Origin of the sequence: Glutamicibacter soli (genome assembly GCF_052322135.1) — a bacterium.
GTDB lineage: Bacteria > Actinomycetota > Actinomycetes > Actinomycetales > Micrococcaceae > Glutamicibacter > Glutamicibacter soli.
This window is the reverse complement of sequence record NZ_CM125969.1, coordinates 3,120,179-3,140,819: the sequence shown is the minus strand read 5'-3', so window position 1 is coordinate 3,140,819 and position 20,641 is coordinate 3,120,179. Positions and strand designations below refer to the sequence as shown.

General features: G+C 66.6%; 22 protein-coding genes. 9 read left to right on the top strand and 13 right to left on the bottom strand.

All coding sequences use genetic code 11. The features are described 5' to 3' along the window. Positions 1–43: 43 nt before the first annotated feature. From ACTX90_RS14910 to ACTX90_RS14880, 7 genes are all read right to left on the bottom strand, one after another. Positions 44–433, bottom strand: coding sequence for a hypothetical protein (locus ACTX90_RS14910; RefSeq protein WP_424678263.1), 390 nt, complete (start codon positions 431–433; stop codon positions 44–46). Between the two features lie 34 nt (positions 434–467). Then, on the bottom strand, positions 468–773 hold the full coding sequence (locus ACTX90_RS14905) for a hypothetical protein (protein WP_047120125.1): 306 nt from the start codon (positions 771–773) through the stop codon (positions 468–470). A gap of 105 nt (positions 774–878) precedes the next feature. Further along, positions 879–2,489 carry a dipeptide ABC transporter ATP-binding protein gene (locus tag ACTX90_RS14900; protein WP_443442307.1) on the bottom strand — a complete coding sequence of 537 codons (1,611 nt, stop codon included), beginning with the start codon at positions 2,487–2,489 and terminating at the stop codon, positions 879–881. Next, the gene (locus ACTX90_RS14895) at positions 2,486–3,283 is read right to left on the bottom strand and encodes an ABC transporter permease (protein ID WP_424572785.1); all 798 of its coding nucleotides are present in this window, start codon (positions 3,281–3,283) and stop codon (positions 2,486–2,488) included. The genes ACTX90_RS14900 and ACTX90_RS14895 overlap by 4 nt, the downstream gene beginning before the upstream one ends. Then, positions 3,280–4,212 carry an ABC transporter permease gene (locus tag ACTX90_RS14890; protein WP_424572786.1) on the bottom strand — a complete coding sequence of 311 codons (933 nt, stop codon included), beginning with the start codon at positions 4,210–4,212 and terminating at the stop codon, positions 3,280–3,282. Before ACTX90_RS14890 ends, ACTX90_RS14895 begins: the two co-directional genes overlap by 4 nt. A 7-nt stretch (positions 4,213–4,219) precedes the next feature. Continuing rightward, positions 4,220–5,881, bottom strand: a complete 1,662-nt coding sequence (locus ACTX90_RS14885) for an ABC transporter substrate-binding protein (protein ID WP_113606999.1) — start codon at positions 5,879–5,881, stop codon at positions 4,220–4,222. Between the two features lie 148 nt (positions 5,882–6,029). Further along, complete coding sequence (locus tag ACTX90_RS14880) at positions 6,030–6,638, bottom strand: NAD(P)-dependent oxidoreductase (RefSeq protein ID WP_047120120.1); 609 nt, start codon at positions 6,636–6,638, stop codon at positions 6,030–6,032. Between the two features lie 81 nt (positions 6,639–6,719). Here ACTX90_RS14880 and ACTX90_RS14875 point away from each other — a divergent pair, with 81 nt between their 5' ends. The 3 genes from ACTX90_RS14875 to ACTX90_RS14865 all read left to right on the top strand — a co-directional run bounded on the left by ACTX90_RS14875 (position 6,720) and on the right by ACTX90_RS14865 (position 9,621). Further along, a complete protein-coding gene (locus ACTX90_RS14875) occupies positions 6,720–7,103 on the top strand; it encodes a winged helix-turn-helix transcriptional regulator (protein ID WP_047120119.1) in 384 nt (127 codons plus the stop codon). Positions 7,104–7,246: 143 nt separating this feature from the next. Beyond that, complete coding sequence (locus ACTX90_RS14870; RefSeq protein WP_120990977.1) at positions 7,247–8,287, top strand: MBL fold metallo-hydrolase; 1,041 nt, start codon at positions 7,247–7,249, stop codon at positions 8,285–8,287. Further along, entirely contained in the window at positions 8,284–9,621 is a 1,338-nt protein-coding gene (locus ACTX90_RS14865) for an MFS transporter (RefSeq protein ID WP_443442306.1), read from the top strand. Before ACTX90_RS14870 ends, ACTX90_RS14865 begins: the two co-directional genes overlap by 4 nt. Before the next feature lie 57 nt (positions 9,622–9,678). Here ACTX90_RS14865 and ACTX90_RS14860 read toward each other — a convergent pair whose 3' ends face one another. From ACTX90_RS14860 to ACTX90_RS14850, 3 genes are read right to left on the bottom strand one after another with little or no spacing between them, the layout of a single operon-like run. Beyond that, entirely contained in the window at positions 9,679–10,608 is a 930-nt protein-coding gene (locus ACTX90_RS14860; protein WP_424572789.1) for a LysR substrate-binding domain-containing protein, read from the bottom strand. A 1-nt stretch (position 10,609) separates the two neighbouring features. Then, positions 10,610–10,939, bottom strand: a complete 330-nt coding sequence (locus tag ACTX90_RS14855) for a DUF202 domain-containing protein (protein ID WP_120990972.1) — start codon at positions 10,937–10,939, stop codon at positions 10,610–10,612. Positions 10,940–10,943: 4 nt separating this feature from the next. Next, entirely contained in the window at positions 10,944–11,321 is a 378-nt protein-coding gene (locus ACTX90_RS14850; protein ID WP_053798801.1) for a YidH family protein, read from the bottom strand. 316 nt (positions 11,322–11,637) lie between these two features. On the opposite strand from ACTX90_RS14850, the gene ACTX90_RS14845 reads away from it, so the two are divergent. Continuing rightward, on the top strand, positions 11,638–12,774 hold the full coding sequence (locus ACTX90_RS14845; protein ID WP_443442305.1) for an acyl-CoA dehydrogenase family protein: 1,137 nt from the start codon (positions 11,638–11,640) through the stop codon (positions 12,772–12,774). Positions 12,775–12,792: 18 nt separating this feature from the next. Here the strand turns inward: ACTX90_RS14845 and ACTX90_RS14840 are convergent, their stop codons facing one another. Continuing rightward, positions 12,793–13,500: an NUDIX hydrolase gene (locus ACTX90_RS14840; RefSeq protein ID WP_443442304.1), complete on the bottom strand. Its 708-nt coding sequence runs from the start codon at positions 13,498–13,500 to the stop codon at positions 12,793–12,795. 198 nt (positions 13,501–13,698) lie between these two features. Here ACTX90_RS14840 and ACTX90_RS14835 point away from each other — a divergent pair, with 198 nt between their 5' ends. After that, a complete protein-coding gene (locus tag ACTX90_RS14835) occupies positions 13,699–14,103 on the top strand; it encodes a VOC family protein (RefSeq protein WP_443442303.1) in 405 nt (134 codons plus the stop codon). A gap of 9 nt (positions 14,104–14,112) precedes the next feature. Here the strand turns inward: ACTX90_RS14835 and ACTX90_RS14830 are convergent, their stop codons facing one another. Further along, positions 14,113–15,144: a YeiH family protein gene (locus ACTX90_RS14830; RefSeq protein WP_443442302.1), complete on the bottom strand. Its 1,032-nt coding sequence runs from the start codon at positions 15,142–15,144 to the stop codon at positions 14,113–14,115. A gap of 71 nt (positions 15,145–15,215) precedes the next feature. On the opposite strand from ACTX90_RS14830, the gene ACTX90_RS14825 reads away from it, so the two are divergent. Both ACTX90_RS14825 and ACTX90_RS14820 read left to right on the top strand, forming a co-directional pair. Beyond that, the gene (locus ACTX90_RS14825; RefSeq protein ID WP_443442301.1) at positions 15,216–16,139 is read left to right on the top strand and encodes a LysR substrate-binding domain-containing protein; all 924 of its coding nucleotides are present in this window, start codon (positions 15,216–15,218) and stop codon (positions 16,137–16,139) included. 233 nt (positions 16,140–16,372) lie between these two features. Next, on the top strand, positions 16,373–17,761 hold the full coding sequence (locus ACTX90_RS14820; protein ID WP_425323562.1) for an MFS transporter: 1,389 nt from the start codon (positions 16,373–16,375) through the stop codon (positions 17,759–17,761). Between the two features lie 91 nt (positions 17,762–17,852). Here the strand turns inward: ACTX90_RS14820 and ACTX90_RS14815 are convergent, their stop codons facing one another. Continuing rightward, on the bottom strand, positions 17,853–18,785 hold the full coding sequence (locus tag ACTX90_RS14815) for a LysR family transcriptional regulator (RefSeq protein WP_053798795.1): 933 nt from the start codon (positions 18,783–18,785) through the stop codon (positions 17,853–17,855). Between the two features lie 146 nt (positions 18,786–18,931). Between ACTX90_RS14815 and mmsB the strand changes: the two genes are divergently transcribed. Beyond that, positions 18,932–19,861, top strand: coding sequence for a 3-hydroxyisobutyrate dehydrogenase (gene mmsB / locus ACTX90_RS14810; protein WP_053798794.1), 930 nt, complete (start codon positions 18,932–18,934; stop codon positions 19,859–19,861). Continuing rightward, a complete protein-coding gene (locus tag ACTX90_RS14805) occupies positions 19,848–20,606 on the top strand; it encodes a 3-hydroxybutyrate dehydrogenase (protein ID WP_047120105.1) in 759 nt (252 codons plus the stop codon). The genes mmsB and ACTX90_RS14805 overlap by 14 nt, the downstream gene beginning before the upstream one ends. The last annotated feature ends 35 nt before the right edge of the window (positions 20,607–20,641 follow it).

The following is a 20,641-nucleotide window of genomic DNA, read 5'->3' as shown; positions in this document are numbered from 1 at the left end:
CTGCTGCGCTATCCCTCCAGCAGCCGCAGGCTGGTTTGGCAGCTCAGCGCTTACGGATCTTGACCTTGAAGTATTCTTCGGCCCACTGCTCGCTCTCCAGCTGGCTGTCATCGCCATCCAGCCAGCTGTGGATCAGCTGGACCAGCCGTTGTGCCGATATTACGGTGCACACGCGATGCAGGCCGGGTCGGGAGTAGTTCCACCACTCGAAGGTGAATTCCTGACCGGACTCCCAGTAGGTTTGCACGAATTCCGGGTGCTCCACTCCCGGCCGGGGCTTAGCAATGGTCAGGAACGGGGTTCGCAGGTGGGGCAATCGATTGATCCAATAGCCCAAGTGCTCGGCGGTGATGCTGTCCCAGCGGTACGAGGAAGAACTGATGTCCAACCCTCGATAGATCGTCGTTCCATCAGCGCTGGTGGAGGTGTGCATGGTTGTTTCGATCCGAGCTGTGGGGGAAGGGTATTCAGCAGATGAGGCTTTCCGGAGCAATGTGCGCAACGAATTCAGCATGTGGAATATGGCTCCTTGTCAGCTCGCTGAGCTGTTCTTCGATGTCGTCAATCCAGTCTCGGTGGATTTCGGGGGTGTATCCGGGCTCGGAATGGGCATGCACGCTAAGCTGTGGCGCGGTGCCCTGCATCCAGACTCCCACATGGTCATCCAGGTCGGAACGCTGCACCAAATCGATCAGGCGTCTTGCGACGTCCAGCTGTTCCTGATCTGTGCGCAGGGCCGTGACGCAGAATTTGATTGCGATTGAATCGTTCATCGTTCGATCTCCTTTCCTGATTGGCCGAAGCCAAGCAGCTAGAACTCATGTCTCTCCTATGGCTAGCTCCACATGCCGCCGCGCAAGTGGGCGGCCGGAAACCCGCTAGCGAAGCCGCGGCATTGCCGAGAGCAGTGACTTGGTGTACTCATGCTGAGGGTCCCCGAAGATCTGCGCGGTATCTGCCTGCTCCACGATCCGCCCCCGGGTCATCACCGCGACCCGGTCGCTCATGTGCTCGATGACCGACAGGTCGTGGGAAATGAACAGGTAGCTGGTTCCCGTTTCCTGCTGGATGCGGTCCAGCAGGTCAAGCACCGTCGCCTGGATCGACACGTCCAGGGCGGATACCGGCTCGTCGAGCACCAGCACCGCGGGTTTGGGAGCCAACGCCCGGGCGATGGCCAGGCGCTGGCGCTGGCCGCCGGACAACTCGCGCGGGTTGCGCGAGGCGAGCGCGGGATCAAGTTCCACCTGCTCCAGCAGCTGCTCCACCCCATCGCGGTATCCGCCGTCCGCGCGCTTGGACTTGCCCTCGCTCAGGGCATCGGTAAGCAGCTGGCCTGCCGTGTAGCGGGGGTCGAAGGAGCCCAGCGGGTTCTGGTAGATCGCGCCCATGGCACGGCGCAGCTCCCGGCGCTCGGATTCCTTGCCCGGGGCGAAGTCCCGGCCCAGCAGCTGGACCTGCCCGGAGTCGGGTTTTTGCAGTCCCAGCACGATGCGTGCGGTGGTGGTTTTCCCGGACCCGGATTCTCCCACGATGCCCAGCGTGGTGCCGCGGGGCAGCTCGAAGGACACCGAGTCCACGGCCTGGTGGCTGCCGAAGGACTTACCCAGATTGTGCGCGCGCAACGCCAGCGTCGGGTCCTCGGCATTGACGGCAGCGGCCGCGGGCGCGGCGTGAGCCGAGGAAGCGGAGAGCGGGACAAAGCGCGGGATTCCAGAGGGAACCGCCCGCAGCAGCGTGCGCGTGTACTCGTGCTGCGGATCTTCCAGCACCCGGGCGGCGGGCCCGTGCTCCACGATCTTCCCGCGGCGCATCACCGCGATCTCATCGGCAAGGTGAGCGACCTGGGCCAGGTCGTGGCTGATCATCAGCACCGCGCGGCCCTGTTCCTTCAGCTCGCGCAGCTGCTCCAGCACCAGGGCGGCCAGTTTCGAATCCAGCGCGGTGGTCGCCTCATCGGCAATGACCACCTGCGGGTTGCCGATCAGCGCCTGGGCGATCAGCGCGCGTTGGCGCATGCCGCCGGACAGTTCGGTGGAACGCTGCCGCGCGCGCAGTTCGGGATCCGGCATATGCACCCGCTGAAGGATCTCGATGACCCTGGCGTGGCGCTCGGCGCGGGAGTTCGAGCCGTGGACCTTCAACGCGTCGCCGATTTCCCGGCCCACCGGGCGCAACGGGTCCAGCGCCGTCAGCGCGTCCTGCAGGATCATGGACACCGCGTTGCCGCGAATGCCCTGCCATTCCCGGTCGCGCAGCGCCAGGCCGTCGTGGCCGCAGATCCGCAGCGTCTTGGCGGTGACGGTTCCGCCGGACAGCCCCAGCAGGCTGCGCGCGGTCACTGACTTGCCCGACCCGGACTCGCCGACCAGCGCCAGGGCGCGTCCCGCGGACAGGGTGAAGGAGACGTCCTGCACCGCACCGTCGGCGCCGAAGCTGACCGAGAGGTTGGATACGGTGATCAGCGGTGCGGAATCACGGGTGCTCATATGGTTCTGGCCTTTCCGCCCAGGGCTCGGCCGATCAGGGTGGCGCCGGCGGCCACTACCACGATGGCCAGACCCGGGAACAAGCTCATCCACCACGCCAGGTGCAGGTAGGTGCGCCCCGCCGAGAGCATCGCGCCCCATTCGGGTGCCGGCGGGGGAGTTCCCAGCCCCAGGAAGGACAACGCCGCGGCCCAGATGACGGCCTGGCCGATACCCAGGGTGACCAGGGCGAGCAGCGGCTTGAGTGCGTTGGGCACCAGGTGGTTGCGGATCTTCAGCCAGGTGCCGCGGCCCAGCACGGTGGCAGCTTCGAGCATTTCGGAATTCTTCAGCGTACGGATCTGGCTGCGCACCAGCCGCGCGTAGCCCGGTGCGGTGGACAAGCCCACCGCAATGATGGCAGGTCCCACGCCGGGGCCGGTGAACGCGATGATCAGCAGCGCCAGCAGCAGCGAGGGGATGGAGTACAGTGCTTCGAGCACCCGCAGGATGATGCCGTCCAGCCAGCGCGGCGCCATGGCGGCCAGGGTGCCCAGCACGATGGCCAGACCCATACCCACGGCGGTGGCGGCCAGACCGATGAACAGCGAGTCTCCGGCGCCGTGGATGACGCGGGTGTAGATGTCCCGCCCGGATTCGTCGGTGCCGAACACGTGCTCGGAGCCCGGAGCCTGGAATGCCTGCGCCGGGTTGATGGCCAGCGGGTCGCCCGGAGCGATCAGCTGCGGGGCCAAGGCGGTCAGCGCCCAGAACGCGATGAACAGCCAGGCGAGGATCTTTGACGGCCGGCTCATGAGGCGGCTCCCGCCGGGTCGATGGCGCGCTCCACTGCTTCGGTGAGTGCCATGACCAGGATGTAGACCAGCGCGGAGAACAGCGCCAGGCCGGTGACCATGGGGATGTCGCGGGCCAGCACCGCGGAGAGCAGCGAGCGTCCCAGCCCGGGGCGGGCGAAGATCACCTCGACCACCACCGCGCCGGACAGCAGGGAGGAAAACGCCCATCCTGTCAGGTTCAGCGCCGGCAGCGAGGCATGGCGCAGACCGTGGCGCCAGAAGACCGCCAGCCGGCTTTCGCCGCGGGCCCGGGCCGCCAGCGCGAACTGGCTGGACATCGCAGTGGCCAGGGAGTCGCGCATCAGCTGGGTGAGGAATCCGGCTAGCGGCAGCGCCAGGGTCAGCACCGGCAGCACCAGTCCGGCGCTGGTGCCGTTGTCCACTGCAGGCAGCCAGCTCAGGGCGGAGGAGAAAACCATGATCAGCACCGCGCCGAGCCAGAAGTGCGGGACGGCGGCTGCTACGATCTCCACCATGCTGCCAAGCCAGGCGCCGAAGCGGTTGGCCCGCATGGCCAGCGCGGCGAAGAGCAGCGCCAGCAGCCAGGCGGCTGCCAGCGCCAGCAGGGCCAGGGTGATGGTCTTGGGCAGCACCTCGGCCATCACGTCGAGCACCGGGCGCTTGAGTGCGTAGGAGGTGCCGAAGTCCAGCTGGGCCAGCTTGCCCAGGAACATCAGGTACTGCACGGGCACCGGTTGGTCCAGGCCGAACTCGGCGCGGGCGGCGGCCAGCGCCTCGGCCGAGGCCTGGGAGCCGGGCCCGCCCATGATGGCTTCGGCCGGGTCGCCGGGGATCAGGCGGATGCCGATGAAGATGGCGGTGGCCACCAGCCACAGCACCACCAGCGCCCCGCCGATCTTCCGGACGGCCCAGCCGAGTGTTCCCATTCGCGTGCTACTCGGCCAGGAACACGTCGGTGTAGACCGGGGATGACACCGAAGTGGTGGCTCCCATGTTCTTGACCTGCGCACCGTACAGGAAGTGGTTCTGCTGGTCGTACAGCGGCAGCACGTAGTAGCCTTCCAGCACCATCTTCTGCGCCTGGGCGTAGAGGTCCGCGCGCTGCGCCTCGTCGTTGGTCTGCTCGGCGTCGGTCAGCAGCTTGTCCAGTGCAGGGTTCTTGACCTGGGCGTTGTTGGCGAAGTAGCCGGAGGGAGCCGGGACGGTGGAGTCGGAGTGGTAGAGGATGCGCAGCACGGACGGGCCGACCTTGGTGTACGGGGCGGAGACCAGGTCGTAGTTGTGCTCGGCCAGCGCGCCGTACCAGCTGGACAGGTCCAGCAGCTGAATCTTCACTTCGAAGCCCACGGCCTTCGCCGAAGCCTGGAACTGCTCGAAGAGCGACTGCTCGGCCGGGACCGACTGGTTGGTGGATACCGGGAAGACCACTGACAGGCGCTTGCCGTCCTTGGAGCGGTAGCCGGCCGAGTCGCGCTCGGTCCAGCCTGCCTCGTCGAGCAGGGAGTTGGCCTTGGCCGGATCCGTGGTGAATAGCGATTGATCGGAGATGCCCAGTGGTTCCACGCTGGAGAGCAGCGAGTAGCTGCGCTTGGCGGTGTCGAAGAACAGCGAGGTGATGCCGGCGTTGACGTCCACCGAGCGGATGAACGCCTCGCGCACCTTGGCATCGTTGAACGGGGCCTTGGAGCTGTTCAGCTCGATGCGGTTGGAGGCGCCCGGACGCGGGGCGTCCAGATGGCCCAGCGGGCCGCCCTGCGCGGCGGTGGCGATGGTGTCAGGCTGGGCGTTGTCGATCACGTCGACCTCGCCGGAGGCCAGCGCCGCGTAGCGGGTGGCGGCTTCGGGGATGAAGCGCCAGGTGATGCCGTCTAGGTAGGCGGTGGGCTGCGTGCGGGAAGCATCGGCCACCGGCGGCACGTAGTCCTCGTTGCGCACCAGGTTCACGGCCTGCTGGTGCTCCCAGGATTCGACCTTGAACGGTCCGGTGCCCACCGGGGAGGCGCAGTTGGTGGCCTGGTCGCGCTCCAGCGCGGTGGGGGATTGGATGGCGGTCCACGGCATGGACAGCGATTCGAGCAGCGCGTTGTCCGGGGCGGAGAGCTTCAGCTCGGCGGTGCGCTCGTCGACGACCTTGATCTGGTCCACCTTGCCCACGGCCAGGTAGCCGGTGGAGGAGGCGGTGTCCGGGTCCTGCAGGTGCTCGATATTGGCCTTGATGGCCTCGGCGGTCAGCTTGGTGCCGTCGGTGAAGCTGATGCCCTCGCGCAGGGTGATGGTGCGGGTCAGCCCGTCCTCGGAGACCTCGGTGGATTCGGCCAGCCATGGGATGATCTTGCCTTCGGAGTCCTTGGTGAACAGGGACTCCAAGTATTGGCTGGCCACCAGGGCCTGCGGGTAGTTTCCGCCGACGTGAGGGTCCAGGCAGCTTGGCTCCGCGTCGCCGGAGGCGTAGACCAGGGTGCCGCCGGCCACCGGGGTGGCGTCCTGGGTGGACTCGGTTCCCGCTGTGGAGGAGCATCCGGCCAGGACGATCGATGCGATGCCGAGGGCCGCGGCGCTGGAGAGCAGGCGGCGGGCGCGCTGGTTTCTTTGCATGGGCTGAAACTTACCTCATTAAGTGGATGGGAGATGACCATCTACCACCCTAGCCACCCGGGCCTATCGGCGACACTTCTGGTGACGGGTGAACCGGCCAATGCGATCCAGTTCACACCCCGGGGCGGCAGGCGGTCGCGGCCGCGAACTACTTTTCGCTGGCCACGGTCATGCGGCGGTTAGCATGCGCCGGGGTCTCGATCTCGTCCAAGATCGCCACGGCGAAGTCCTGAGTGGAGACGAAGTCGCCGGCCGGCGAATCGGTGCCCAGGGTGTAGCTGCCGGTGCGGGAGCCCGGGGCGATAACCGGTGCCGGGGCGGCCACGGTCCAGGTGATGCCGGAGACCGAGGTGAACATGTCGTAGACCTCCGCGCAGGTCAGGGCCTCGGCCTTGTACTCTTCCGGGAAGCCGTCGGTGTCGACCAGACGCACGCCGTCGACCTCGGTCGCGCCGGCGCCGCCGACCACGATCAGCCGGGCGTCGGTCAGGGTCTCGGTGATTTCCTCGAAGGCGTCCAGGTAGTCCTGGTGGTCCCCGCCGGTGCGCGATGGCGGCACGGCAATGACGATGACGTCGTTTTCCTTGCCCAGCTGGCGGTAGGTCGAGGTGTTGCCAAGGTCGGCGGCCACGGCGGTGGCTCCGTCAACTTCCTTGCCCGAGCGGGTGACCGCGGTGAGCTCGTGGCCGCGGGTGGCGGCCTCGGCGATGATCTGGCTGCCGACCATGCCGGTGGCTCCGTAGACTGCGATCTTCATGGAGAGTCCTTTCGTTGCTGGTGAATTCAGCTCAATGGTATCTTTTAGATACTGGCTACTACAACGAAACTAGGTTTCCCCATGGAAAGCGACCGGGATTTCAACGTGTTCGTGCAGGGCTGCCCCTCGCGTGAAATCATGCAGCGACTGGGCGACAAGTGGACTCCGCTGGTGCTGCTCGCGCTCGCCGGAGGGCCGCAACGTTTCTCCGCGTTACGCCAACGCATCGGTTCGGTGACCCCCAAGGTGCTGACCAGCACGCTGCGCACCCTCGAGCGCGACGGCCTGCTGCTGCGCACCGTCACCGCCCAGGTGCCGGTGCGCGTGGACTACGAACTCAGTGACCTGGGCCGCAGCCTGCTGGGTCCCATGGAGACCATCCGGCTCTGGTCGCAGGAACATGTGCCCAGCGTCCTGCGCGCCCGCGAGGAGTTCGACCGCACCCGGGACGATGCCACCCTGTAGCCCAGGATCGCCGCAATTTCGGACCCACAGCCCACTTCATAAGTAAAACTATGGTTCTTGGTAGATAAAAACAGTTTTACGAATGTAACCGTCCTCACGATGATTGAAAGAGTCAGCAGTCAGATCGTGAAAGGGCGAATCCCGTGTCCGAACATCTCTCCCCCCGCGTTGTCACCCTGGGGACCGCCGGCGGACCGCGCTGGTGGACCGGCGAGAACGCCGGACGCCGCTCGGGCATCGCCACCGCTGTGGTCGTCGGCTCCGCGGTATACCTGGTCGACGCGGGAACCGGCGTGGGCAGCCAGCTGATGAAGGCGGGGTTCACCCCCGGGGACCTACGCGGCATCTTCCTCACCCACCTGCACTCGGACCACACCATCGACCTGGCGTCGCTGGCGATCTTCGGCCTGTTCACCATGGCCCGCGACAAGCAGCCGGTGCGGATCATCGGCCCCGGCGACCGCGGCGAGCTTCCACCGGTCTCGCCGCGCGCCGTCGTGGCCCCGCAGCCGCTGTTCCCGGCAAACCCCACCCCCGGCACCGCGTCGATGTTCTCCGCGCTGATGCAGGCCTATGCCACGGACCTGAACGACCGCGTGATCGACGCCCTGCGTCCCTCGCCGCTGGACTACTTCCAGGCCAGCGACATCAAGATCCCTGCCGCCGGAGGATACCACCCGAACCAGAACCCGACCCCGCAGGACTTCGAGCCCTTCGAGATCTACCGGGACGAGCTGGTCACGGTGACCGCCACGCTGGTCGAGCACCCGCCGATCGCTCCGGCTTTCGCCTTCCGCTTCGACACGGCCGAAGGCTCGGTGACCATCTCCGGGGACACCGCGCCCTGCGAGAACCTGGTGCGGCTGGCCCGCGGCACCGACCTGCTGCTGCACGAAGCCATCGACTTCGACTGGGTCGAGCGCGCCTACGGCTCGCTGGGCACCGAGGAGGCCGAGGCCTCCATGGACCACCACCGCCGGTCCCACACCTCGGCGCTGCAGGCGATCGACATCGCCGAACGCGCCGGCGCGGCCACCCTCGCGCTGCACCACCTGGTTCCCGGAACCACCCCGGATTCGGTCTGGCATGCACACGCCGGCCAGTTCTCCGGCAGATTCCTCATCCCCAATGATCTGGACGTCATCTCCTTCGCCCGCAAGACCTCTGAAATGGCAGTAGCATGAGTAACACTGTGAAGCACGAGCAAGACCCGGGCCTGCGAGTTCCCAGCCTTTCGTCGCCTGAAATGCGGCGCATCCTGGCTTCGAGCTTTTTGGGCAGCGCCATCGAATTCTACGATTTCATCTTGTATGCCACCGCGGCGTCGCTGGTGTTCAACAAGATCTTCTTCACCAACCTCACCCCGGGCGTCGCGATCTTCGCCTCCTTCGCCACGCTGGCCGTGGGCTACCTGGCCCGCCCGCTGGGCGGCATCGTGTTCGGCCACTTCGGCGACAAGATCGGCCGCAAGGGCGTGCTGATCACCTCGATGGCCATGATGGGCGGCACTTCGACCCTCATCGGCCTGCTTCCTCCCACCGCGCAGGTGGGCATGCTCGCCCCCATCGCGCTGATCATCCTGCGTGTGGTGCAAGGCCTGGCGGTCGGCGGCGAATGGGGCGGAGCGATGCTCATGGCCCTGGAGCACGCGCCGAAGGAGCGCCGCGGCTTCGCGGCGAGCTTCGCCAACATGGGCGGCCCGGCCGGCGCGGTCCTGGCCACCCTGGCTGTCTCCGCGGTCTCGCTGCTGCCCAACGAGCAGTTCCTGGCCTGGGGCTGGCGCATTCCGTTCATCCTGAGCATCGCGCTGGTCGGCATCGGCCTGGTCATCCGCTTGAAGGTCACTGAGTCCCCGCTGTTCCTGTCCCTGGAGCAGAAGGCCGAGGAGCGCAAGACCCCGATCCGCGAAGTGCTCACCCGATACCCGAAGTCCGTCGTCCGCGACACCTTGGTGGGCATGAGCTCCTACACCGTGCAGGGCCTGATGACCGTCTGGGCCATCTCCTTCGTGGTCGACGACCTGGGCATGGACCGCACCAGCGTGCTGAACATCAAGGCGATTGGCGCCGCGCTGACCGTGGTGGGCATCTGGTTCGCCGCCCGCTACTCGGACAAGTACGGCCGCCGCCCGGTCATGATGGTCGGCATCCTGGCCGGTGCGCTGCTGGCCCTGCCGATCATGTTCATGCTGGAACTGGGGCAGCTGTGGATCTTCGCCATTGCCCTGTTCATCGCCAACGGCATTATCCAGGCCAGCATCTTCGGACCCTTCGGCGCATTCACCGCCGAGCTGTTCCCGACCCGCATCCGCTACACCGGAGCCTCGCTGGTCTACCAGCTCTCCTCCACCGTGGGCGCCGGCTTCACCCCGATGATCGTGGCGGGCCTGGTGCTGGTCGCCGGAGGCAACCTGTGGCTGGTCGGCGTGGTCTGGGCCGCGACATTCATCATCGCCGCGCTGGCCATGCGTGGCATGAAGGAAGGCAAGGACGCCGACCTGGAAGCGCAGGACATCTAGGGGCGCGGCGCCCCGTCAAGGGACATCGCCGCCAGCACCCCGAATCAGCCGGGTCGTTCAGGAATTCTCCTGGGCGGCCCGGCTGTCGCGTTCGGCGCCGACCTGCTCGCAGAAATCCAGGAATGCACGAAGCCGCAGGCTGGGGCGCTTGGTCGCGGTGTAGGCCACGCAGATGTCGCTGTAGCCCACCGGTCCGTCGATCTCCAGCATCGCCAGCGGCAGCCCGTCGTAGCTCACGTTCACCGGCGGGCGCTGCACCAGCACGGTGTAGCCCAGCCCGCGGGCCACCATGCCGCGCACCGCCTCGAAGCTCTGCGAGCTCCAGCGGATCTTCGGATCCAAGCCAGATAAACGCAGGTTCACCAGCTGGTTGTCGCGCACCGTAGGCAGATCCAGGGAGACGAAGTCGTCCTCGGCCAGTTCGGCCAGCTTCACCGAACCGCGCTCGGCGAAGCGATGCGAGGCGGCGACCAGCACGTAGGGGCGCCCGGACATCACCACCCGGTGCTCCACGTCCTCCAGCAGGTGCCGGGTGTGGGTCAGCACGACATCCAGGTGCCCCTGCAGCATGCGTTGCTGCAGCTGCGCGGCATCGCCCTCGATGATCTTCACCTGCAGCCCCGGGTTCGGTGCGGTGAACCGCTCGCAGATCACCGGGACCCAGAAGGCGGCCAGCGAGGAATAGCAGCCGATGACCAACGGGCCGGCGAGCGCCGACTGGCGCTCCATGATCTGGCCCTGGATCTCCTCGGCATGGCGCACCAGCGAGCGGGCATCGTGCAGGAACTCGGTGCCCACCGCGGTGAGCACCACGCCGCGGGCCCGGCTGCGCACCAGCAGCTGGCTGCCGACCACGCGTTCCAGATCAGCCATGGACTGGCTCATCGCGGCCTGGGAGATGTGGCAGGCCACGGCCGCCGCGGACAGCGAGCCGGCCTCGGCGACCGCGACGAAGTACTGCAGCTGGCGCAGCGTGTAGTTGACCATCTCAGAGCCCCGCCGCCACCAGCACGATGGCGCTGCCGCCCAGGGCGAGCATCGCGCCGGTCATCACCAGCACCGCCACCACGTCCGCGTGGATGCGTTCGTTCTGCACGCCGTGGGCCATCCTCGAATAGCGGCGGCGCTGCGAGAGGTAGATGCCGCCGGCGGCGCAGACCGCGATGCCCACCAGGACCAGCACCCCGGTGCCGTAGTGCGGAGCCCAGCGCAGGAACACGCCGCTGACCACGAGGAATGACACCAGCGTGCGCGCCCAGGCCATGACGGTGCGTTCGGGCTGCAGGCCCGGGTCGGTGACCGGGAAATCCTGTTTCATTCCGCTACTTTCCCACCAGGACCATGGCGAGCGCGGCAATGGCCCCGGCAATCGCGCCCAGGCTGAGCAGCGGCACGATGGCGGGCAGCGGCAGCGGCTTCCCGGTGCGCATGCTGCGTTCGACCCGGACCCAGCGCACACCGGCGCCCAGGGCGATGAGCATGCCCACCCCGATGACGAAAAACGCCAGCACGGTGCGCACCGGCCCCGGGAACGCCCCGGCGGTGAACGCCTCCAGGGCGATGCCTCCGGCCAGGAATGCCAGCGAGGTGCGGATCCAGGCCAGAAAGGTGCGTTCGTTGGCCAGCGTGAACCGCGGATCGGGCTCGCTGCCTTCGGGCAACAGCGTCCGGGCGAGTTTGCTGCGGTCATTCTGGGTCATGGGCATCCTTGCGCGCGGCGGCCTCCGACCGGAAAACGCCGGTGCTGGCCGCGGAAAATCTTCAGATCCGACCCCGTGCCGACACTGGCCGCCGCGGGGTTTACTGCTCTTCCAAGACTACGTCCAAAACCCCTTCGAAATCATGTTTGCGACGGCTTGCCGGGCCGTGGAATTCCGCGGAATTCCCGTGTGTTCGGCGGTGCGCGAAACCGTGGGCGCCAGCCCGCGCCGAGAACCCGAATCGGTGTAGTGTGAGTCACATATGTAGCGGTCGGGCGTCCACACCGATGACGCCTGCTTGAGTCAGGAGCCAAACATGCTCGAACTTACTGAAGACCAGAAGGCGCTCGCGGAAATGGTCCGCGATTTCGCCACCACCCGGATCGCCCCGAATGCACTGGACTGGGATGAGCGCCAGCATTTCCCCGTCGACGTGCTGGCCGAAGCAGGCCAGCTGGGCATGGGCGGAATCTACGCCGGCGAGGAGTACGGCGGTTCGGCGCTGACCCGCAGCGACGCGATCCTGGTGTTCGAGGAACTGGCCAAGGCCTGCCCGACGATTTCAGCGTACATTTCCATCCACAACATGGTGGTGTGGATGATCGACAGTTTTGGAACCACCGAGCAGCGCGCCCACTGGCTGCCCGAGATGACCACCATGCAGAACCTTGGATCCTATTGCCTGACCGAACCCGGGATCGGTTCGGACGCCGCGGCGCTGACCACCCGCGCGCGCCGGGACGGGGATGAGTACGTGCTCAGCGGGGTCAAGCAGTTCATTTCAGGAGCCGGCACCTCGGCGCTCTACATCGTCATGGCGCGCACCGAGGACACCGGCTCGCGCGGCATCAGCGCCTTCCTGGTTCCGGGGGACAGCGCAGGGCTGAGCTTCGGCCCGAACGAGAAGAAGATGGGCTGGAAGGCGCAGCCCACCCGGCAGGTCATCATGGACGGCGTGCGCATCCCGGCCGGCAACCTGCTCGGCGCCGAAGGCCAGGGATTCTCCATGGCCATGCAGGCGCTGAACGGCGGACGGCTGAATATCGCTGCCTGTTCGCTGGGCGGCGGGCAGCATGCGCTGGAGCAGTCCGCGGCATACCTCAAGGAACGCCAGGCTTTCGGCGGGCCGCTGACCCGCCAGGAGGCGCTGGTCTTCAAGCTGGCCGAGATGGACATGGGGCTGGAAGCCGCCAGGTCGCTGCTGCGCAGGGCCGCCGCCGCGCTGGACGCGAAGGCGCCTGACCGGGTCAGGCTGTGCGCCATGGCCAAGAAGGTCGCCACGGATGCAGGTTTCGAGGCCGCGAACAGCGCCATCCAGCTGCACGGCGGCTACGGCTACCTCAGCGACTACGGTCTGGAGAAGATCGTCCGCGACCTGCGGGTGCACCAGATCCTGGAAGGCACCAACGAGATCATGTCGCTGATCGTGGGCCGCGGCCTGGTCGACAAGTAGCTGCCGGGCGCCCGCGGCTCAGCCGTGCCGCGGGCGCAGCTCGACATCGAGAACCGGGGTGGAGGTATTGGTGTCCTTCCCGGTGGGATGCACCGGGATGATCTCCCGGTCGAAACTCCGCAACGCAGCGATGGACCCCAGCTCCATGGCATCCAGCAAGGTGCGCTGGGTGGGGCGCATCATCTTGATTTCCTTGCGCTCCAGCGCCGCGAACAGCGCTTCGGGATGGATCCAATTGGAGATCGCCGCTTCGGAGGTCTGGTGGCGTGGTTCCTGGTCCTCGCGCAGCACCGCGATGAAGAAGTAGGTATCGAAGCGCTTGGGATAGCCCACCGGGGTGACCCAGTTCGCCCAGGGAAGCAGCTGTTCGGGATCCAGCAGCAGACCGGTTTCCTCGAATACCTCGCGGCGGGCGGCCGCCAGCATTTCCCCGGCGTGGAAGGAGGCCTGCTGCTCACCCTCGTCCCAGACGGTGGAGTGCTTCCAGCGCTGAGCCTGTTCGGCGAGCAGCCGCGCATCGAGGGCTCCGCTGCGCACCAGCTGAGCGTCCTGCGCGTCGACCCGGCCTCCGGGGTAGACGACCATACCCGCGGCAAAGTCCATGGTGCTGACCCGGTGCTGGATGAACACCTCGAACCCGGTGTCCGCTGCGCGTAGCAACAGCACGCTGGCGGCGCGTCGGATGGGAACTTCTACGGCCGGATCGAAAATGGGCTTCGTCGTCATGAACCCCAGTATGTCCTGTATTTGCCGCGCGGAGCCAACGGCACGGACTTTCAGGCGTCATCGAGCCCAGCTATCGCTGCAGGATTCCTTGCCAGTACGCAGCTGCCTGCATAGAGTGTGACGCACGCTAGGGCCTCTGCGTTCCCGGCGTACCTCGGGGCCTCGGTGGCCTGACGTCTGCTGAAAGAAGGAACTCGCGTGAAGGGTCCGCAGCTCTATGTCCTTTTCCCCGGTACGGCGCGGGAAGCCTTGAATTTCTATGCAGGGGTGTTCGGCGGCGACCTGGCCCTGTACTCCTATGCGGAGTTCAACCGGAGCGACGGGCCGCCCACGGCGATCGCCCATGGAATGCTCAGCGGGGACGTGACGCTGGGTGCGGCCGATGCGGCGCCGGGCGAGAACCCGGTGCAGATCCAGGGCGCCATGCTTTCCTTGCTGGGCGCGGCGGAACCACCCGTGCTGTACGGGTGGTTCGAGGCGCTGGCTGAGGGAGGCCGGGTGCTCGACCCGCCGGCCGCCAAGCCCTGGGGCGCCTGCGACGGCCAGGTCCTCGACCGCTTCGGGCTGATCTGGCTGATCGGCTACGAACAACCATCCCAGTGAGCGGCGGGACTACTGCGGCGGGAAGGCGAGGGGTCCGAGCACCGAAACAACCGTGATGACTATCGTGGCCAGCAGTCCCAGCAGCAACGACTTGCCGCCGGTTTTCACGATACTGCGCAGGTGGACTCCGAGCCCCAAAGCGAACATGGCTGACGAGAGCAGCAGGGTCTGCAGCATCTGGCCTGCGTCAAGGGCCCAGACGGGAACAATTCCGCTGGTGCGCAGCAGCATCGCCGCGATGAATCCGAGCACGAACAGCGGCACCAGCGGCGGGTTCTTGCCGCCGGTTACCGCGTGGCGGCGGCGCATGAACATGCCCACGCCGGCGATGATCGGCGCCAGAAGCACCACGCGGGCGAGCTTGACGGTCACCGCCACCTCGAGGGCGGCCGCTCCCACCGACCCGCCGGCCGCCACGACGTGCGCGACCTCGTGGGTCGAGGCGCCCACCAGCATGCCGATGCTGCGCTCATCCATTTGCAGCAGCGCGCCGAGCGCAGGCATGGCAGGGATCATGAGGGTTCCGAAGAGCACCACCAGTCCGACGGCCGTGGCGACTTCGCTCTGCTTGGCCCGCACCACGTTCTCTGCCCCAGCCACCGCGGCCGCGCCGCAGATGGAGAACCCGGCGGCGATCAGCAGCCGTTGCTGCAGATCCATGCCCAGCCGGGAGCCGATCCACAAGGTGGCGAAGAAGGTCACTCCGACGGAGAGGAAAACCACCAGCAGCACCCCGGGGCCCAGCCCCAGGATGGTACCCAGGGACAGCTGCAGACCGAGCAGGACGATGCCCAGGCGCAGCAGCTTTTTGCCGGAGACGGCGATGCCTGGTTCCAGGGCCGTGGGAACCGGAACGATGTTTCGCCACAGCGCGCCGAGCACGATGGCCAGCAGCAGTGCGCTGACTCCGTCGAGGAATCGGCTGATGACCATGCACAGGGCCCCGGCCAGTAGGCAGACCGCCAGTCCGGGGAACAGGGTGCGCAGCGTTGCGCGGGTTGATGTCGGGGAAGTTGTTTGTGTCTGGTCTGTCGATTGCATGTTTTCAGTCTTCTCCCGTCACGGTTTCGGCGGTATTCGTCCCGTAGCTATTGGAGGCATATGCTCTTGATATGGATCAAGACCCGTCATCACTGAACAGCATTGCGCACTGGATCCAGTTCTCCTCGCTTTCCCTGCTGGTCGGCATCGCCGACCACGGCAGCCTCAGCGCCGGAGCCCGGGCAGCCGGCATCGCCCAACCGAATGCCTCGCGCGCCTTGAAAACCCTCGAACGCCGGCTCGGATACCAGCTGGTGGATCGCAAGACCACGGGGTCGACTCTGACTTCGGAAGGCGTGCTCACCGTCCAGTGGGCGCGCGAAGTGCTCGAATGCCTGCAGACCTTCGCCGCCGGCGCGCGGTCCCTGGCAGACCCGGGCCAGAGCGAGCTGGATTTCGGGGCCAGCATGACCGTGGCGGAGTACCTGGCGCCCAGCTGGATCGGGGCGCTGCACCGCAAGATGCCGTTGGTGAAGCCGAGGATGCGGATCATGAACTCGCAGGACGTGATCCAGTCGGTCCGGGAGGGCGAGCTGGAATTTGGTTTCGTCGAGACGCCGCACATCCCCATGGGGCTCAGAAGCCAGCAGGTCTACAGCGACGAAATGCTGATCGTCACCGCGCCGGATCACCCGTGGGCGCAACGAGGCGGCGCACTGACCCTGCACGAGCTGCAGAACACCGCGTTGATTGAGCGAGAGGCGGGCTCCGGGACCCGGGCCTTCCTCGACTACATTTCACATGCCGACCGCCCCAAGCCGTTGGCCGAGTTCAACAGCAACGCCACCATATGCCAATGCGCGGCCGCCGGCATGGGCCCGGCGGTGCTCAGCCAGCTGGCCGTGGAAAGCCAGCTGAAGCTCGGGACGCTGGTGGAGATCCCCTTCGACGGCCCGGCGCTGGTCCGCGAGCTGCGGGCGATCTGGTCGGTGGACCACGTCCCCGGCGCCGCCGAGCAGGCGCTGCTGGAAATCGCCGCGGAATCCGCGTCCTAACCCTCCAAGAGGGAGGCTGACCTCGGATAACCTCGGCCGCAGCCGCTGTTCGATGGAAGCAAGCCCGTGCAGTGACGGGCGCATGCTGCGGGGTCCGCTGTGCAACAATGCACGCTTGGTGTGCGCAATCGGCCCCTCGAACAAGACTGGTAAACCTTTCAAAGCAGTGTGAGCTGCGACATACTCGGGTGCTACGGGACGGGTCCAATGGGGGACCTGCGGCATCGGAAGGATTGGCAGTGGCATCGGGAATTTCTGATAAAACCGAACGCAAGGGGCTGCGACGGGTCGTCGCGGCATCGATGGCGGGCACTATCGTCGAGTGGTACGAATTCTTCCTCTACGCGACCGCGGCCACCTTGGTGTTCAACAAGGTCTTCTTCCCCGACTCGGGCAACGACCTGGACAACATCATCAAGGCATTCCTCACCTATGCGGTGGGATTCATCGCCCGGCCGATCGGCGGCATCGTCTTCGGCCACTTCGGCGACAAGTACGGTCGCAAGCACCTGCTCCAGGTGGCCATCATCCTGGTCGGCGTGACCACGTTCCTCATGGGCTGCCTGCCCACCTACGACATGATCGGCTACGCGGCCCCGATCCTGTTGATCGTCCTGCGCTTCCTGCAGGGCTTCGCCGTTGGCGGCGAGTGGGGCGGCGCCGTGCTCCTGGTGGCCGAGCACGCGCCCAACCGCGAGCGAGGATTCTGGGCTTCATGGCCGCAGGCAGCGGTGCCGATCGGCAACCTGCTGGCGACCATTGTGCTGCTGGTGCTGTCCTTCACCCTCAGCGACGAGGCATTCCTCGCATGGGGCTGGCGCGTGGGTTTCTGGCTCTCTGTAGTGATCGTGGGCGTTGGTTACTACATCCGCACGAAGGTCTCCGACGCGCCGATCTTCCACGAGGCCAAGGCCGAAATGGAAGCCAATGCCGCGGCAGGCTACGGCGTGGCCGAAGTGTTCAAGCGCTACCCACGCGGGGTGTTCACCGCCATGGGCCTGCGCTTCGCGGAAAACATCCTCTATTACATGGTGGTGACCTTCTCCATCACCTACATGAGCGTGCAGCTGGACATGCAGACCTCCAACATCCTCACCCTGATGCTGCTGGCCCACGTCTTCCACGCCATCGTGGTTCCGCTGGTTGGACGCTTCACCGATACCCTGGGCCGCCGCCCGGTCTACGCCGCCGGCGCCGGATTGATGATCGTTTGGGCTGTGGTCGCCTTCCCGATGTTCAACACCCGCAACGACGCGATCATCCTGCTGGCCATCGTTGCAGGACTCGCAGTGCATGCGCTGATGTACGCGGGGCAGCCGGCGATCATGGCTGAGATGTTCCCGACCCGCATGCGCTACTCCGGGGTGTCGCTCGGCTACCAGGTCACCTCCATCGTCGCCGGGTCGATGGCTCCGATCATCGCGGCGGCCCTGCTGCGGGCGTCCGGAAGCTGGGTGCCGGTAGCCGGATACATCGTCTTCGCCGCGCTGGTGACGCTGGTTGCCGTCTACTTCCTTCGTGAATCCAAGGGAGTGGACCTCGGCGACATCGACGAGCAGGACCGCATCAGCAACGGCCTGTCCACCGAGGTGCTGGACTCCGAAAGCAAGCTGACGCGCTAGCTGTCAGGCCGCTACTGCCAGAGTGCCGCATCCCGCACCGGGGAGCGGCACTCTGGCAGTTAAACGGCACCGGCCCGGCTGTGGTGTCCCTTCAGGAATTGGCCGCGGAGGACACCGGGGCGAAGGGCGCCAAATGCCAGTCCCCGCGCTCGGCGGCTTCGTGCAGCGCCGTGGCGGTGAGCTGCACCGCCGGATTGCGCAGCGCTTCCTCACGCCCGACCAGCCAGTATTCCGATTCGTAGGTGAACTGGTCGTGGAGCACCGGAACCAGTGCCTCGTAGTGCCGGCTGAGGAATGTCGGCAGCAGGCCGATGCCGCCATGGCCCATGGTCGCCGAGTACTGCACCGCGATGCTGTTGGACGAGATGGCTCGGCGCATGGGCGGCAGCCCGCTGGTGGCATCGTCGAGCTTGTCCACCGTCAGCGCGGTGTCGATGTAGTAGTTCAGCGCATGCTCGCGCAGGTCTTCCAGTTTCCCGGGGGTCCCATGCAGGTCCAGGTACCTTTTAGTGGCGTAGAGCCGCAGCTCGTATTTCAGCAGCAGATGGGAGACCGCGCGTCGCACCTGGGGCTGGCCGATGACGATTTCCAGGTCCATGCCGGTGCGGCCCTGGCGTGCCCGCGTGGTTTCCGAGACCAGGTCGAACAGTAGCTGCGGGTGGATCTCGTGCAGCTTCGCGAGGGTCGGCGCGGCCAGATGGGCGCTGAAGGCGTCCGGTGCGGCGACGCGCACGTGGCCGGTCACCTGTCCAGGCTCGTCAGCGGAGCCGATGGCGGCGACGGCCCGTTCGATGGCCTCGGCCGAGGCCATGGCGCGCCGCCCGAGGTCGGTCAGTTCCCACCCCTGCGCCGAGCGGGTCAGCAGCCGTCCGCCCATGGCCTGCTGCAGCGAGGCGATGCGCCGGGAAATCGTGGAGTGGTTCACCCCGAGCACGTTGGCGGCCGCCGTGTACCTGCCCAGCCGGGCGACGGTCAGGAAGGCGATCAGGGACTCGAGATGGTGGTAATCGATGGGACGCTGCATGCTCCCAGTGTGCGCCAGCGCACAGCGGTGTTGCAATTTTCTCGGGTCTTTGTGCATTGAGGAAGTGATGTGGCGCACCTACGCTGGCCATATCCGGGATTACCCGAAGTATCAAGCACCTGTCGGCGCGTGGAAGGAACAGCACAATGAGCGTATATGCATGGATCGGACTGGGTAACATGGGCGGACCCATGTCGGCGAACCTGGTCGCCGCCGGGCACGAGGTGCGCGGCGTCGACCTGAACGAGCAGGCCCGCGCCGCGGCGGCGGGAGCCGGTGTGCTCCTCGTCGATTCCGTGGCCAAGGCACTGGAGGGGGCGGATGCGGTGATCACCATGCTGCCCAAGGGCCAGCACGTCCGCGCGGTTTACGAGGGCCCCGAAGGCATCTGGGCCCATGCCACCGACTCGATGATGCTGCTTGACTGTTCCACCGTGGACATCGAGACCTCCCGCTACATCCACGAGCAATCCGCGGCCCGCGGCCTGAAGTTCGTCGACGCCCCGGTTTCCGGAGGCATCTCGGGAGCGGCGGCCGGATCTCTGGCCATCATGCTGGGCGGGGCGCCGGAACTTATGGAACGGGCCAGCGAACTGGTGGCGCCGATGTCAGCGCGAGCCATCGTCGCCGGCGGCCCGTCCATGGGCATCGCGGCGAAGATCTGCAACAACATGATGCTGTTCATCGACCTCATGGCCAGCGCCGAGGGATCGCAGCTGGCCGAGAAGCTGGGGCTCGATCCGCAAGTGTTCTGGGAGATCGTGTCGGTATCCTCAGGCCGTTCGTGGGCGCAGCAGACCTGGTACCCGGTTCCCGGCATCGTCGAGACCGCCGCGGCGAACAACAACTTTGACGCGACCTTCCGCGTGGACCTGGCGCGCAAGGACGTAGGGCTGGCGCTGGATGCGGGAACCACGTCAGGCATCTCGCTTCCCGCCGCGGAACTGGTCAGCAAGCACTTCGACGAGCTGATCTCCGAAGGACTGGAAGACAAGGACTGCTCGCTGATCGTTAAGAACCTGGTGCCAGGCGGGCAGGTGCGCGGCTACGGAGCGGCAGAGCATGCAAGCCGGTGACACCCGGCGCACCGTGCGCCGGGCGGTAGTCACCGGCGGCGCGGGAGGCATCGGGCTGGCCTGCGCCCGCGAGCTCTCCGCCCAGGGAGTCCGCGTCGTGGTGGCGGACCTGGATGAGCAGGCGGCGCGGAATGCGGCGGCCGAGGTCGGAGGGGAAGCCTGGGTGGTGGACCTGTCCGACACCTCGGGTCTGGAGGAGCTGTCCCTCGACGCCGACATCCTGGTCAACAATGCCGGGGTGCAGCGGGTGGGACCGATCCATGAATACCAACCCGATCATTGGCGCCTGATCCACCGATTGATGCTCGAAGCGCCGTTCCTGCTGATCCGCGCGGCGCTGCCGGGGATGTATGAGCGGGGGTTCGGGCGCATCATCAACATCTCCTCCGCCCATGGCCTGCGCGCCAGCGCGTTCAAGAGCGCCTACGTGTCGGCCAAGCACGGACTGGAGGGCCTGTCGAAGGCGACCGCGCTGGAAGGAGCGGAGCGCGGGGTGACGAGCAACTGCATCAATCCCGGATATGTGCGCACCCCGCTGGTCGAAGCGCAGATCGCCGACCAGGCGAGGGCCCACGGCATCGACGAATCCGAAGTGATGGAAAAGATCATGCTGACCGAGATGGCGGTCAAGCGGCTCATCGAGCCGGAGGAAGTCGCTTCGCTGGCCGGTTGGCTTGCGGGGGACAGTGCTGCGATGGCCACCGGAGCCAGCTACGCCATCGACGGAGGCTGGACGGCGCAATAGCCATTGAACCCGCCGCGGCAAACAGCGGGCAGGTG

Bases quoted from the DNA above. Each gene is read 5' to 3' on its own strand.
- ACTX90_RS14910 (WP_424678263.1), bottom strand. From the start codon at position 433: ATGCACACCTCCACCAGCGCTGATGGAACGACGATCTATCGAGGGTTG.
- ACTX90_RS14905 (WP_047120125.1), bottom strand. From the start codon at position 773: ATGAACGATTCAATCGCAATCAAATTCTGCGTCACGGCCCTGCGCACA.
- ACTX90_RS14900 (WP_443442307.1), bottom strand. From the start codon at position 2,489: ATGAGCACCCGTGATTCCGCACCGCTGATCACCGTATCCAACCTCTCG.
- ACTX90_RS14895 (WP_424572785.1), bottom strand. From the start codon at position 3,283: ATGAGCCGGCCGTCAAAGATCCTCGCCTGGCTGTTCATCGCGTTCTGG.
- ACTX90_RS14890 (WP_424572786.1), bottom strand. From the start codon at position 4,212: ATGGGAACACTCGGCTGGGCCGTCCGGAAGATCGGCGGGGCGCTGGTG.
- ACTX90_RS14885 (WP_113606999.1), bottom strand. From the start codon at position 5,881: ATGCAAAGAAACCAGCGCGCCCGCCGCCTGCTCTCCAGCGCCGCGGCC.
- ACTX90_RS14880 (WP_047120120.1), bottom strand. From the start codon at position 6,638: ATGAAGATCGCAGTCTACGGAGCCACCGGCATGGTCGGCAGCCAGATC.
- ACTX90_RS14875 (WP_047120119.1), top strand. From the start codon at position 6,720: ATGGAAAGCGACCGGGATTTCAACGTGTTCGTGCAGGGCTGCCCCTCG.
- ACTX90_RS14865 (WP_443442306.1), top strand. From the start codon at position 8,284: ATGAGTAACACTGTGAAGCACGAGCAAGACCCGGGCCTGCGAGTTCCC.
- ACTX90_RS14860 (WP_424572789.1), bottom strand. From the start codon at position 10,608: ATGGTCAACTACACGCTGCGCCAGCTGCAGTACTTCGTCGCGGTCGCC.
- ACTX90_RS14855 (WP_120990972.1), bottom strand. From the start codon at position 10,939: ATGAAACAGGATTTCCCGGTCACCGACCCGGGCCTGCAGCCCGAACGC.
- ACTX90_RS14850 (WP_053798801.1), bottom strand. From the start codon at position 11,321: ATGACCCAGAATGACCGCAGCAAACTCGCCCGGACGCTGTTGCCCGAA.
- ACTX90_RS14845 (WP_443442305.1), top strand. From the start codon at position 11,638: ATGCTCGAACTTACTGAAGACCAGAAGGCGCTCGCGGAAATGGTCCGC.
- ACTX90_RS14840 (WP_443442304.1), bottom strand. From the start codon at position 13,500: ATGACGACGAAGCCCATTTTCGATCCGGCCGTAGAAGTTCCCATCCGA.
- ACTX90_RS14830 (WP_443442302.1), bottom strand. From the start codon at position 15,144: ATGCAATCGACAGACCAGACACAAACAACTTCCCCGACATCAACCCGC.
- ACTX90_RS14825 (WP_443442301.1), top strand. From the start codon at position 15,216: ATGGATCAAGACCCGTCATCACTGAACAGCATTGCGCACTGGATCCAG.
- ACTX90_RS14815 (WP_053798795.1), bottom strand. From the start codon at position 18,785: ATGCAGCGTCCCATCGATTACCACCATCTCGAGTCCCTGATCGCCTTC.
- mmsB (WP_053798794.1), top strand. From the start codon at position 18,932: ATGAGCGTATATGCATGGATCGGACTGGGTAACATGGGCGGACCCATG.
- ACTX90_RS14805 (WP_047120105.1), top strand. From the start codon at position 19,848: ATGCAAGCCGGTGACACCCGGCGCACCGTGCGCCGGGCGGTAGTCACC.